The 14,080-nt window shown below is 52.8% G+C and carries 11 protein-coding genes and 1 tRNA gene; 4 read left to right on the top strand and 8 right to left on the bottom strand.

Annotated features, from left to right (window positions below; genetic code table 11):
- Positions 1-2 precede the first annotated feature (2 nt).
- Positions 3-152 (top strand): hypothetical protein, encoded by a 150-nt coding sequence (locus MK110_14760; GenBank protein ID MCH2212562.1) that lies wholly within the window; start codon positions 3-5, stop codon positions 150-152.
- Positions 153-1,359: 1,207 nt separating this feature from the next.
- Entirely contained in the window at positions 1,360-2,181 is an 822-nt protein-coding gene (locus MK110_14755; protein MCH2212561.1) for a hypothetical protein, read from the top strand.
- A gap of 191 nt (positions 2,182-2,372) precedes the next feature.
- Here MK110_14755 and MK110_14750 read toward each other — a convergent pair whose 3' ends face one another.
- The 3 genes from MK110_14750 to MK110_14740 form a co-directional block, all read right to left on the bottom strand.
- Positions 2,373-2,780 (bottom strand): hypothetical protein, encoded by a 408-nt coding sequence (locus MK110_14750; protein ID MCH2212560.1) that lies wholly within the window; start codon positions 2,778-2,780, stop codon positions 2,373-2,375.
- Positions 2,781-3,511: 731 nt separating this feature from the next.
- Positions 3,512-4,228: a DUF2490 domain-containing protein gene (locus tag MK110_14745; GenBank protein ID MCH2212559.1), complete on the bottom strand. Its 717-nt coding sequence runs from the start codon at positions 4,226-4,228 to the stop codon at positions 3,512-3,514.
- Positions 4,229-4,673: 445 nt separating this feature from the next.
- Positions 4,674-4,747: transfer RNA gene (locus MK110_14740), tRNA-Val, on the bottom strand.
- 494 nt (positions 4,748-5,241) lie between these two features.
- Between MK110_14740 and MK110_14735 the strand changes: the two genes are divergently transcribed.
- Positions 5,242-6,240, top strand: coding sequence for a zinc-binding dehydrogenase (locus MK110_14735; GenBank protein MCH2212558.1), 999 nt, complete (start codon positions 5,242-5,244; stop codon positions 6,238-6,240).
- A 108-nt stretch (positions 6,241-6,348) separates the two neighbouring features.
- Here MK110_14735 and MK110_14730 read toward each other — a convergent pair whose 3' ends face one another.
- The gene (locus MK110_14730) at positions 6,349-6,654 is read right to left on the bottom strand and encodes a hypothetical protein (protein MCH2212557.1); all 306 of its coding nucleotides are present in this window, start codon (positions 6,652-6,654) and stop codon (positions 6,349-6,351) included.
- A gap of 353 nt (positions 6,655-7,007) precedes the next feature.
- Positions 7,008-8,672 (bottom strand): fatty acid CoA ligase family protein, encoded by a 1,665-nt coding sequence (locus MK110_14725; GenBank protein MCH2212556.1) that lies wholly within the window; start codon positions 8,670-8,672, stop codon positions 7,008-7,010.
- 928 nt (positions 8,673-9,600) lie between these two features.
- Between MK110_14725 and MK110_14720 the strand changes: the two genes are divergently transcribed.
- Positions 9,601-12,075: a DUF1553 domain-containing protein gene (locus tag MK110_14720; GenBank protein ID MCH2212555.1), complete on the top strand. Its 2,475-nt coding sequence runs from the start codon at positions 9,601-9,603 to the stop codon at positions 12,073-12,075.
- Between the two features lie 105 nt (positions 12,076-12,180).
- On the opposite strand, the gene MK110_14715 is transcribed toward MK110_14720, so the two are convergent.
- From MK110_14715 to MK110_14705, 3 genes are all read right to left on the bottom strand, one after another.
- On the bottom strand, positions 12,181-12,537 hold the full coding sequence (locus MK110_14715) for an STAS/SEC14 domain-containing protein (protein MCH2212554.1): 357 nt from the start codon (positions 12,535-12,537) through the stop codon (positions 12,181-12,183).
- Between the two features lie 263 nt (positions 12,538-12,800).
- A complete protein-coding gene (locus MK110_14710) occupies positions 12,801-13,340 on the bottom strand; it encodes a hypothetical protein (protein ID MCH2212553.1) in 540 nt (179 codons plus the stop codon).
- Between the two features lie 148 nt (positions 13,341-13,488).
- Positions 13,489-14,028 carry a hypothetical protein gene (locus MK110_14705; GenBank protein ID MCH2212552.1) on the bottom strand — a complete coding sequence of 180 codons (540 nt, stop codon included), beginning with the start codon at positions 14,026-14,028 and terminating at the stop codon, positions 13,489-13,491.
- Positions 14,029-14,080 lie beyond the last annotated feature (52 nt).

Here is a 14,080-nt window from a genome sequence, read left to right as displayed (position 1 = left end):
TGGTGGCACTGGTGGTGGCACTGGTGGTGGCACTGGTGGTGGCACTGGTGGTGGCACTGGTGGTGGCACTGGTGGTGGTTCCGACGCCGGTGAATTCTGCACTGGAACCGGCCCCGGTACGTCCTGCTCACCTCTATCTGACAGGAACTTAAAGAGACTTTTTGACCGGATCGACTGAACGAACAAACTGTGACCACCCAGGCGAGTTTTTGTCTCCTCCCCAATCTCTGTCCGGAGTGACTGGACGACGACATCGTGGCCGCCTATTGGAACCGTCTGGGACAACGATGCTTCGATCTCTGCCTGGCTCAGCCAGGTGAATCTCGGAGGAATTTCCGCTCCACTACAAGCAACGCACCAAACGAGACCGAAAACTCCAACCAAACATTCACCGTATCGTCGGATACGTGAACTCAATTTGCTGCATCGGTTGTCGACACATGTGGTCATTATTGACTTTCCGCCAACAAATCGCGTCAGGGCTTCACTTACGCATCCATGACACCAGTTTGATCTACTAGCACCACTGATCGGCCCGGATTGCGAGAATCCCTTAGACTCATGAGATACGGGGAATTCGTTTTTACTGACAACTGCAGCAAAATCGGCAACCTCTTCCTAAACTAGCTATCTAACCGAGACGACAGACATGCAAAGTAAATGGCCACCTGTCAACGCATGGAGAAATAATACGTTAGGAGGTTTAGGGGCGATTTTATTGATCCGAACGGTTATTCCGGCGCTTAATAATCGGCTTAATGGTCACGATCGCGCAAGTCGATTGTTCGCAACGGCAGACTGACTTTGACGCCTGTTCTCAGTTTCGTTGAAGAAATAATCCGGTTCATGAAATGACCTGGTGTTATCGCGAGACTCACTGCCACATCTACAGGCTTTCGGGTGAGTGGAAAACGGAGAATCAAAATGAATGTACGTCAATTCTGCGCAGCAACAATGACAATTATTGCCGCAGTTTCTGCCGTTCAAATGCAGGCAAGGCTCCATGCTGACACCCCATTGTCTGCTGTATCCGAACTACCTCGCTGGTGGAACGCAGAAAGTAACGTTTTATCGGACACGAAGATTCAGAAATCGGGGTTGTCCACTCCTGTGATCACCTTAACCAAGCACACAACACCGAGTGATCGAACTCGGTGCGGTTCGTGTGGTAAGGGCTGTAGTGATGTAGAATGTGGGACCGACTGCTGCAGCGACTGTTGCACAGCAAGTTGTTACCGCACCTGTGAACCCGACCATCTGTTCAGTTTTGGGATCGATGCAACGTTCCTGCATGCGGAACTCAATGATGCCACAAGCTCAATCCGAACTTTTGATGAACTTGGGGACTCGATCCAGAATATGTCTGCCAATGTTGGGGACAACGCGGAACTAAATGGTGCACCACGAATCTGGCTCGGAGCCGAGCGAGGCTGCTGGGGAATCAGGGGACGATGGTTTGACTACCGTGCAGGAGATGGACATCTTGGCACCCCGAGTGCGTTGCCTGACCTGATTGGTATCAGCAGCCATCTACGCGCCTATATGGGCGACATCGAGCTCACTCGAAAATTTTGCACTCCGATCGTCACAGGCCGCTTTTCGTTCGGTGCGCGACGGGCATCCATCAACTCACAGACCGGTGTGCTCCTTCGAACCACTGTTAATCCTGCTACGGTCCAGGGCGATGCTTATGATTTGTCGGCCACCGCAGATACCGACCGAAGTTTTGACGGTAACGGCATCGTGATGGGTATAGAAGGCAACAAACCGATCGGCGATCCATGTCATGGCCTGAGCTGTTTCTTCCTGGGCAGAGGGTCCTACCTCTGGGGCAACGCACGGGCAACGTCCGCAACCTCGACCAGCATTTCAACCCAAACGCCCCTATCGGCCAGCAACAGTAACGACTTCGCTGTTGCCGGGACGGACGAAGCTGAAATGTCCATTGCTGAGATACAGGTTGGTCTCCAATGGACACATCAACTCGAGTGTTCCTGCGCCATCGCCTTTATGCGACTTGGCCTCGAGTGGCAACACTGGGCCGGGAATTCCGACGTGCGTACAGGCAGCTTCGGAAGATCGTTCGCCAATCCTGGACCGGAGATTAATGCCTTCGCCAATGCGGGAGACCAAACTCTGAATTTAGTCGGTCTGGCTGCAAGTGCGGGCTTCACGTACTGATCGCAAAATCGCAATCAACGGCACAGGTCAGTCACCAACAGACACACAGAAAGCCACAGTCAGCAGCGGTGCCGACTGTGGCTTTTTGGTATCGACAGTTTCTCAATCAAACCGCGACACAAACAGGACAAATCCGGATAATCAGGACGAAATCCGAAACCTTCGATGTGTCTCTATCGTGCCGCAATCGATTAACGACTGCTTGCCCATGCTCCGCCGGCACTGCCAACTTCCACGGATCGGGTCAGTGAAGAAACGTCGCCATTAGCGGCCACTCGTTCTCGCACAAGAACGCCGTAAGATACGGATTCTGATCCACCGGCAGAATCCGATGTGCCCCGATTCAATGAACCCGCCTTGTAGCGGTTGATTGTTCCGCTACCGCCAAACGGAATGCCCACGCCGGAAGCGCTTCCGCCGCTGACGTAAGTGAATGAACCCTGACCGCGAACATTCATTCCATCGACGTCTGAAACGACCTGGACGTCGGAAAGTCCAAATGCACTAAGCATCGTCTCTGAAATCTGACCATCGGCGGCAAACGCCTGAGTTGCTGTAACGGCCAGGACCATAGCCAGACCTGTAACTATCTTGCTCATCTCTCGTACCCCTAAGTAAAACATATGTATTCCGGAATATCCGTTCCGGGCCGGCCCGCTCCATCGACTGCAATCGCAGTTGTCCAATATGGGCCAGCTTGGGTCTGGGACTGACCCTGTGTCAACGATTGAATTTGTGAAATTGTTCGATTGACACTTCCAGTCCGGTCACTCCGGTTGATGCGTTTCACGCCAGGAACGTCATCAGTGAATACCAACTTCAATGAACACCATTAATATGGGGTAATCACATCATCCGAACGCAGGACGTTTCTACGAGATCGACTGCCGTGCCAGGGGGATTTCGGACTTCGGCAACCGTCGTTCTGCGAGAAATCGTGCCAGAACGTCGGTAACGACACGTCAGCGACGATCGGCTTCAACAGACCTGTCACTGAAGTGGGGCAAAGCCAATCCCCTCGCGTGGATGGCGACAATTCAGCGATCCGGGGCACTCCTCCCGTCTCCAAAACAATCATCCAGGTCACGTCAGGGAATAATATTCCTGAATCGACAGTCGCTGGTTTCAGGCCGCCGGTAAACGGCAACAACTTTCATGCCATCGACGAATTTCTCGTCTGTTTGCGACGTGTTTGGCACGGATGAAGAATCGGAGCGGAGCCGGATATACCGAATTTCATTCTTCGGTGAATGCGATAAACACGCCGTGCTGTTGCCTATGTCGCAACGGCTGCCGGCTCCGTGACCAATCTCCGGAGCATTCCTGCTGGCTATTGCAAAAAGAAATTCACAGCCAGCAGGTGATTCATCCGGTTCGGGAGTGATCGGCGATCGATGAATTGATTCAGATAACCGATCTCAACGCGGGATTTGGTCTGTTCCGGACAGCGATTCCATCCGAAGCCGAAAAATACACGGTTCTGGTTGAAACCGGCCCGTGTACCGAAATCGGTATCATTCAGATGAATGAAGACTTCATCCCAAAGCACCATGGTCAATCGTTTGTCCACGGAAATCGGTGCCCGCGCAGCTGCAAACTGCCGAAAGCGAAGTCCGGTATCTTCACCTGTTGTTAGAAACCGCTGCTCGAAGCGTGGACGCAATCCAATACGGAAGTCACCCATCTGGTGCGACCACGTTAGTTGTTGCCAAATACGGTTTTCATCGAAGGTTGGCCCACCACCGATTGGATCGGTGCGGATCCAGCCATAGCCCATCCACGCTGTGGTACTGTCAGTGAGTTTATAACCGATTCCTGGCCGGACAATGCTGACGTCGAAGCCGTCCGAATCGTCCTGAAAGCGGGCATGTCCGTCGAACCACCACCGCCAGCGTGACGGAATGTCCGAATCCGAGTAAATATCGCCCTGAGAAAACACGGCCGTCCACCAGCCCTCATCTTCAATCGTCTGAGCACGCACGGGCGACGACAGCAATCCATGAATCAAAAGGGCCAACAGCACCAAAATATGACTTCGACGCAACATGGTGATCCTCCCTGAATCGACACTCTTTATCGTCACCGGAGATCTTCGACCAGTAATCATCTGCTATGAATGAAGATTTCAGTCCGCACAACCCCGAAGTTCTCCGGCGGAATCTGCAACTGCGCCTGTTTTTCAGGGCTTCTGACAGACGATGACTGAGTCAGCAGTCAATGCCGCCTCGCAACATCCGACGTTCACCGGCATGAATACCTCAGGCCGGTTTGGAAACTCTGAGAAGACGCGACAGAAGCCCACTGGCCGAGCACGTGGAAGCGGCGACCGAAGGCGAAGGTCGAGACCTGGCGTCGATGAACAAAAATGATTTTGCCCAAGATTTGTCCGCCAGGGCCACTGAAATGGTCGAAAACGGCGAATCCACCAATGAAAAAACACCGGGGAATTCCGGTGTTTTTTCAGGGTTTCGCTCCGGTTCGGAGGAACAAGGTGGACCTAACTGGACTTGAACCAGTGACTTCCACGATGTCAACGTGGCGCTCTAGCCAACTGAGCTATAGGTCCGCGATACTGAAATGTAGCTGTTTTCACTCATGATTTCAAATCTTTTGAATTGAGTTATCCCTGATGGCCGGTCTGCGTAACTTCGGTTTATGGAACAGCCGTCGTGACCCCCATTGATTGATTCCGCAAACAATCGGTCGGAACGCATCCATTCAAACCGAACACAGCAAACGTGTAAAACTGTGGCGTATTGTCAATTGAAATGAACTAATGCTACCCGAAGGATTCAAGCTGAAGTTGGCGGCACCTGTCAGAGCACAGTGGAACATTTAATTTCTTTCGGATCCGGTCTGTACCGACGTTATTGTCCCGCTCTGACATGTTGTTATCCATCACGCAAGCCAGGAATTAACAGATTGCACATCACCCCATTTTCCTGATGAGTTGCGAGTTAGCAGTGTGTGCAATCCGATCTTCATTGGACTTCCGTAGCCGGAAACGCCATAAAACCACGTCTGACTTCGAACAACTTCTTTATAGATAATTCTGACGTCATGCTCGCAGGTCATTTCACCGAACGTCGAACTGTAAAACTCATTGAAGTCGATGAGCCGCAACTTCCGTCTGCTTCCGAACAGCCCGGACAAATAATCTTCCAGCCGGAATTGACGTGTCTGTGTGGATCTGATCTGCCGTTCTTTGACGGGGATTTCGAAGGCCACGATATCCCGTATCCTCAGCCGGTTGGTATGTCACTACACGAAATGGTGGGTACCGTTGTTGACACTAACGGAAAACGCTGGACTCCAGGCACGCGAGTGCTGGCGGTTCCCGTTGAACAAAAAGGACTGGTGGAGCGATATGTTCTTGATGAATCGCGTTCTATAGCGCTTGATCCGCGATTGTCCGATGAAATTGCGTTGATGGCCCAGCCCTTTGGTACGGTGATCTGGGCACTGCAGAAATTGCCCAATATGATCGATCGCGATGTGGTAGTTCTGGGACTGGGGCCAATCGGACAGATGTTTGTCACCGGACTCAGAAACATGGGTGCCCGACACATCATCGGTATCGATCCCCTTTCGGATCGCGCCGAAATTGCCACGCAAATGGGTGCCACAGAAGTGATCAGCAGTCACGGTAAAGATGCGATCGAACAGGTCAAAGCAATTCTGAATGGTGAATTGCCACAGGTCGTCATCGAAGCCGTCGGGCACCAGGTCCACGCTTTCGACGCCGCCGTTCAACTATGCTGCGATCATGGTGATGTTCTTGTTTTCGGTGTTCCCCCACTTTCCACGCAAATTAATCTGCGGGCTGCGATGTGGAAGAACGTACGGGTCCTCACGTCAATTCATCCCACATTTGAACGATCGTTTCCGCTGGCCATGCAGTGGCTGGGTGAAGGGCGAGTGGATTTGTCACCCCTGCTGACCCATCGATTTCCTCTGGCCGACATTCAGCAGGCCTTTGACCTGTTTCGTGACCGCAAAGACGGGGCAATTAAGGTCCTTGTCGAGTTCCCGGCGCTGATTCATGGTCGACCAGCCTGAATTACCAACGCTCGTTCCGAACAAATTGCCTCATCCGGCAGGCTTGGCAAACCTGGTCGCCGCGAACACACAGATACACGCGGTCAGAAAACCAGGGATTGACGACCGTCAGTCTTGCAGCAGTTTTCCCGTTATCTCTGTCCACAGCGAGTCAATCTCTGAGATTGCTCTGGTGGGGCGACCTGCCTTGCGAAACCAGTATCCGGCATTTCCCACGTCCCCTTCAATCAGATGCAGGAGTGCATGAATCCACGAGCCCACAGGTGTGTGGATTTCCTGTGCGATATTGTGAGCCTCCTCCCAGTGTCCGGATTTGGCGTACCACATTGCCTGAAGCTCGAGTGTCAAATTCAGCGGAGGTTGATCCGCAAGTTCGATAGAAGCCTGAAACTGTTCGACTGTTGTCTGGACCATAGAGCACTCGGACGCTGCAGAAGCAAAACAACAGTGACGACTGTTGTTGAAGTTGAGTAAGTTTATCGTGTTTGTCCCGTCGCGAAAGCCTGCAGATGAGACACTTAGCACACGATTCCCGATCCGCATCGTGTATTGGTGACAGTTACCCGTACCATCTGTTGTCTGACCGACTGTTCAATATCCGCCGTAAAATTCCTGAAGAATTCGTAAAGAGGTTTCCCGGGTCACAGGAGTGGTCAGGAACGACCGGTGGGACGGGGTTAACGTTTCCACCTGAGGTGTTGTTGATCAACGTCTGGCCGGCCGTGAATTCCAGGCTCGATGTTCGTTGGGGAGAAGACACAAAACTTTCATATCCGGCCCGCTGCCCATACGGCCAGCTGTTCACGGTTAATTTTGACATTGTGACGCGTGTCCACCGGCAGCGCTGCACGAAACAGGATCCTGTGAATTTCCGCCGTCAGAGGGCTCAGCGCCCCAAGTTCCCGCAGTTCCTGCTCAAATACTGCAATCTCAGATGCGTCCCCCGGAAAATCTCCCTGTTCCGGCTCCACTACAATAACGGGGATCTGCCTGCCTCTCTCTCCAATCCCTACCAGGGCACATCGGTAAACGTGATCGTGCTGGTTGAAGATGGCTTCACAGCGCACGGAATACATCGGACCGACGGAGGTAAAGACCACATGAGCTTTTCGACCACAGAACCAGAGTCGTCCGATTTCGTCGAAATATCCCACATCCCCCATTCGATGCCAGAATGTGTCTCCGTCCTGTATTTTGGCAAGCCGGGTGGCATCCGGTCGACGATAGTATTCGCGAGTCGCCACGGGACCGCGGACGATAATCTCACCGATGTCACCAACAGATAATTCGTCTGCGTCCTCGATCGACGCAATCGGATCAAACGTGATTCGCACGATCCGGACGGTCATTTGTTCGAAGACGTAACCAACACAGGTACCTGCTCCCTGCGATGTGGGTCCTGCGGTGGATTCCAGCACCTCCCTGCCCCCGATAGCTGCGACCGGCAGACATTCCGTGGCTCCGTACGGGGTGTGGATATCGGCCGACTCAGGTAATGCATTCGTCATTCGTTGCAGGACATGGTTTGGCACCGGGGCCCCTGCCGACAAAATGCGACGCACCGTCGGGAGTCGAATTCCGTGTTCACTGCAATGTCGCCCGATCCGATTCCACATCGCCGGTGAACCGAATGCCTGAGTCACTGTCTGCTCCTGCATCGCGGTAAGAATCTTCACCGGATCAACGTGAGCAGGTCGTGCCGGATTCATCTCGGGCACAACGGTCGTCACCTGCATTGCCAGGTTGAACAGAGCAAATAGTGGAAAGCCAGGCAGATCCACTTCCCCGGGTTGAATAGCGAAGCGATCCCGAATCAGATCCACCTGTGCGTCGAACATACCGTGTTCATACAGCACCCCTTTCGGGGGCCCCGTGCTTCCGCTGGTAAATATAATAGCCGCAGGATCCGTGGACGTTGTCTCCGGCAGTGGTACGGAATCATCCGCCCCCAGTCTCAGCAGATCACTGTAACTGGTACACCCCAGCAGTCCGGCTGCCCGTCCAACACAAACATTGACCCTTGATGCACGGAATCGTCGGAACATGATCCGCCGAATCACCTGAACAATTGGAATTCCACAGAATCCATCCGGCTCGATTTCATCGAGACAGTCAAAGATCCGGGAACGCCCCATACCAGGGTCAATCAATGTACAAATTGCACCACTGCGGAATATCCCAAACGTAAGAGCAATGAACTCCAGAGAGGGAGGAACCATCAGCACCAGACGCATTCCAGGCCTGATCCCCAGCCGGATCAGCCCACGGGCAATCTGACTTACCGTGCAGTCCAGTTGTTCAAACGTTATCTGATCGTAAACGCTGCGCCCGGAAGCATCTCTGCGCTGAGGAACCAGAACAGCCTGTCGGTCAGGGACCAGCCGCGCCGATATGGTCAGTCGGTCTGCGATGTTCAGGTCCGACTCTGTCATTGATTTCGTCCTGTCTTCATACCGGTAGCATAAAAAAGACACTGGGGCATTTTCTGAACAAAGCCAGGTGTATCGGCAAGCTTAATTATCCCTGCACTCTCTGGGTTCATCAAATCAGCCTGCGAGACGGCCCGCAAGCTTATGATTGAAGTTCTCCATGAATCAAATGTTGATGCATTAATTCAATTTTGAGCCAGTCTGTTCGACAAACCTTCCCTGCGGTGCTTAAACCAGACCGAGTAATGTAAACGACTCACCAGGACACACAGGTCCGGCATACGACCCAATGCAATTGTCTGTCGATGGTGTCAGGCGACATGTCATATATTTCTGATGCCTGATTCCCAAACAGGTTAATACTGAAACACCTGCCGAACTTCCGGCAGAATAATATTATTGGAACACTGTGCTTGCGGAGTACTCAACAGCGTGGTTCCGGAAATGCCGACTTACGTCCGTGATCCCTATTGTGAAAAACAGTCGCTTGTCCTGGTGCGAACGCAATCCTCGTCTGAGAACACAGGAGCAACAATTCCCAAACCAGACTGGTCAGTGTCAATCCGCCGAATCGAATCCGTGTGACGTCACTGTCAGGCTTACCATAACATTCCCTGAACGGTTAAGCGGTCGACAGCTGTCAAACTGGAATCCTCTTAAAAACGGGTTGATGAAATGCGGGGACAGCGGAAGCCAGGTGCTGAAATGATGGCTGGCAGGGATTCATTGAGCCACTCGGATCAGTCTTCCTGCCTGCGAAACCTGAGAGTCTCCCTGAATAACGACAACACCATCGCCGTGCCTCTTCGCCCTCCTGATCCCGACAAACTCAATATATGCTTTCCTATGACTTTGCGTTCGGGGTCGAATCGAGCTGAAATCAGTGATAAATTGGTGATATCAATTTATTGGCTAATCGGAGCTGCCTCCAATGCGAGCTGCCTGCCTTGTCGTACTTTCAACTGTTATTTCAACCTCAGGTGTCACAGCGAATGAACTTCAGCTGCTTCCTTCAGAAATTCACCTCAGCGGCCTCAATGCACGACAGCGAGTGATCGCTGAGTGGTTTGACGGGACCATCGCATACGGTTCTGCCAGTAACTGTCGACTAAAAACCCGCGACGCGACCATTGCAGTGGTAGAAAACGGAATCGTGCTGCCTGTGTCGAAAGGCGTTACGGATCTACAGGCATTCGTCAACAATGAATTACGAGCCACTGTCCGCATCACCGTTACTGACACGGCGTCGGACCGTGACTGGTCATTTCGCAACCATGTGCAGCCGGTCCTCACCCGACTTGGATGTAACAGCGGAGCCTGCCACGGAGCTCTGGCCGGCAAAGGAGGATTTCGCCTGTCCCTGCGCGGCTACGATCCGGAAGAGGATTACTTCAACATGACCCGACAGCACCTGGGGCGTCGCGTCGATCCGACGAATCCCGGGATGAGTCTCATTCTTGTCAAACCAACCGCAGCGGTCGCCCACAAGGGGGGGCGTCGAATGGAAACAGATTCCCTGAATTACCGTGTGATTTCTGACTGGATCGCCAGGGGATATCGCGGACCACAGCCGTCTGACCCGACTCTGCAACAGCTTGAAATTCTGCCCAAACAGGTGATTCTGAGAAACGAAGATTCACAACAACTGCTGGTGATTGCTCATTATTCAGATGGCCATTCAGAAGACGTAACCCACTGGGCTCGATTCGCGTCTTCCGACGAGGCCGTTGCTCATGTGGATGCCGACGGTGTCACCACGATCGTTGGCCCCGGTAAAGGGGCGGTGACCGCATACTTTGGCAGTGAAGTCGTGATTTCCCGGATCACAGTCCCCTTCGAACAGACGGTTGATCCCGGAGTTTATGAAACGGCCGGTCGGCGAAACTTTATTGACGAGCTTGTGTTGCGGCAGTTACGACGCCTGAACCTGGAACCATCCGCACAAACAACCGATGAGGCATTTATTCGTCGGGTCCATCTCAATACAATTGGCACACTCCCGACGGCTCAGGACGTCCGTGATTTTCTGATGGACCAAAGTCCGGTGAAACGTGACGATCTGATTGAACGACTGCTTGCTCGTCCCGAGTTTGTCGACTACTGGACATATCAGTGGTCTGATGTGCTGATGATCAACGGCAACCTGCTTCACCAGCAGCAGGTGAAAGCCTACTACAGCTGGCTGCGCGGTCATGTGGAAAAAAACACACACTGGGATGAAATCGTCCGTGAGCTGGTGACGTCAAAAGGATCAGGTCTTCAATACGGGGCTACCAATTTCTATGCCCTGCACCAAAAACCCGAAGACATGGCGGAGAACGTGAGCCAGGCCTTCATGGGGCTTTCGATTGGTTGTGCCCGCTGCCACAACCATCCACTCGAAAAATGGACCAACGATCAGTATTACGCCTTTGCCAATCTGTTCTCCCGCGTACGTGGCAAGGGCTGGGGCAGCGGATCCGGCGGTGACGGTAAACGCACACTGGTCACGGTATCAACCGGGGAACTGACACAACCCCGCACCGGAAAACCACAACGACCCACACCACTCGATGGAACACCGATTTCCTTTGAGGACACTCGCGATCGGCGGAACCACCTGGCTGACTGGCTGGTGTCCAGGGAAAACACAATGTTCGCACGTTCGATCACGAATCGTGTCTGGAGAAACTTCATGGGCATAGGACTTGTGGAGCAGGTGGACGACATGCGAAGAACCAATCCGGCCAGTAACGAAGAACTGCTGGCGGCACTTGCCGCGTATCTGGTCAGTGTGGATTACGATCTCAAATCGCTCATGCGCCGGATTCTTCAGTCAGAAACGTATCAACGAAGCAGTGAAACTCTGGTAACGAATCAGGGAGATACTCGGCATTACTCACGTTCATTTCCGCGTCGCCTGATGGCCGAAGTCATGCTGGATGCAGTGAGTCAGGTTACGTCGGTGGCAACACCGTTCACCGAACTCACAGGTCCAGGTGGTAACGTACGCCCGACGGATTTCTACACTGAAGGAACTCGGGCGATCCAGCTGTACGATTCTGCGGTTGATTCCTATTTTCTGAAAACGTTTGGACGTAATCAGCGACGGATTACATGTGAATGTGAACGCAGCAACGACCCCAGCATGGTGCAGGTGCTGCATATCTCAAATGGTAACACTCTGAATGAAAAGCTCACGGCTGAAAACAATCGGATCACCAAATGGCAGGCCGAATTTGAAGGCAACGACTCCAAACTGCTTGACGAGATGTTTCTGACGGCACTGTCTCGTTTTCCGCAGGCCCATGAACGGGCAGAACTGGAGAAAATGCTGGACGCCACCATGCCAAAGGACCGTCGCCAACTGCTGGAGGACATCCTGTGGGGCATGCTGAGCAGTCGTGAATTTTTGTTTACGCATTAGCGATAAATGAAATCACGCAGCGCACTGACAGTCGACGCCGGGGGGACTCGCACCGCACGTGCCTCCTTCTGACCGAACTATCGCCATCAGGACTGTGCTGATGTTCTAATCTTCTGCCAGCCAGGTATGTGCAGCCGCTTCGTCTTCTGCGTCAAAGTATTTGATGCTCGACATGGTGAATGGTTTGCAAATCGCTGCCATCCATTTTTCCCACGACGTTTCACCAACCATAGCAATCTTTTGGATTTCTCGGCAGTGTCGTGTGGCAAACTTAATGTCTTCCCAAACGGCCCCCGCTTCCCAGCCGTGGAAGTCGTGCATCACAAACAGAATTCGAATGTTTCCCACGCTGCTGATGCGTTTGTCGACTTCCGGCTCCAGAGTGTGGTAATCAGCAGCAGACAGTTTGCCGCTGACTGTGACTGATAACGTACTGGTGTCGGTGGTGAGTTCGATGGTCATGCGGATCTCTTTAAGTCTCGCCGAGCAGTTGTCCAGTCCACAACAGGGTTGTGGTGCTGTTATACGTCCGCCATCATCGAAATTCGACCGCGTGTAGCGGAGAAGCACAAGTCAGAACAATAGATGCCGACTCCTGGTAACACGTGCTTCTCAGCGAGAGCACACCGCAAAGCCCCCATGTTGCCGGTTTTCGCCCGGGTGCTTATCTGTTTCCTGTGTTAATAAACAATGTTTCGCACCGGTCTGATTCCGGAACTGCATATCTATTTCATTGCAACAATATGCACCCGTTGTGCGTCGATCGCCAACTCGTCGGTATCCGTGTCGCAGATGGTGCCCTGGACAACGAGCAATTCGCCTTCCGCAACCCCCAGAAGTTTTCGTGCATCCATCGGAACCAGCTGTCCATCACCTGCCATGCAGCGCACAAGAGCGATATGGTCCATAATATCCCGTCGGCAAAACGGACACTGATGCGGATTGTGATCCTCAGATCCGTCATGCCCCGTGGCATCAGTGACAACGAAGGCCGCCTGATCCCGGGTCCACGGAGACATCTCGCCGGCATTGATTCTTGCGCGAACGACAACAACGCTGCCCGCTCCAAGTTCTCCAGAGGCGAGACGTCCCTTGATTTCACTAATGGGAGTGGCGCCGGTTGGAGGTTTCTGCACGAGCCATTCTGCTCGCATAGACGTTACTTCATCACTCAACGGAACATTGCATCCACTGCCAGCGATCGCCATGCACAACAGTATCAACAACGGAACTCGTTCACCGTACCGTGATCGAAGTAAATTCATGACGAAGTCCTCGTCTTGAAGCTCAGGAGGATTAATTCAACGATTCCGGGATCTGTAACAGCCCGAACAGCTGCAGTCCTGCAGGAAGAGGGCCGATTCGCCGTTTGGGCTGTTACAGCTAAACAATGTTTAAGAATGCGGTGCAGGATCATTCCTCCTCCGCCTGGTTTCCTAGGGAATCCGCGGATTCAGTGGATTCATTCGGTGCCCCAACGGACAGAGTCGCTTCCCGCAGTGCTGACAGCGCCGTGTCAATCTGGTCGGAAACTTCACTGTAAGTCTTACCCTCGTCTCCGTGGAGAGTACTATCAACAGCACCAAACAGATCGAACAGTGATTTTATATTTTTTTTGACGAGGTCCCGCTGTTCGTCCGAGAGTTCCTGTCGTTCGACGAGTGCGGCGATGTCCTCAAGCAGGTGTCCGACATCGTGTAGCGGACCATGGGCGGTATCAATATCGTCTGCGGCAAAGGCATCACGTACTGTGTCACGCAACTCGGTCAGTTCCTTAAGTCCTTCTTCAAGAGTGCCCGGATGGTCGTGGCCTGAATGACTCTCCTCTTCACCGTGGTCATGCTGGCCTGTGTGATCCGGGGATAATGTCGAGGTGCCGGATGTTGAGTCTGAACAACCGAGGATCAGCAGGCTCAGCAAAGACGCCGTCAGGGTTAGTGGGATTCGTCGCATGGTTTCTCCAATTTCAGAGTATGGTTCAATGATCAGAAAGTAAGTGCAGATA

The sequence above is a fragment of the Fuerstiella sp. genome, assembly GCA_022447225.1.
Classification (GTDB): Bacteria; Planctomycetota; Planctomycetia; order Planctomycetales; family Planctomycetaceae; genus S139-18.
The sequence above is the reverse complement of the archived record's forward strand: the minus strand, read 5'-3'. Positions and strand labels throughout refer to the sequence as shown.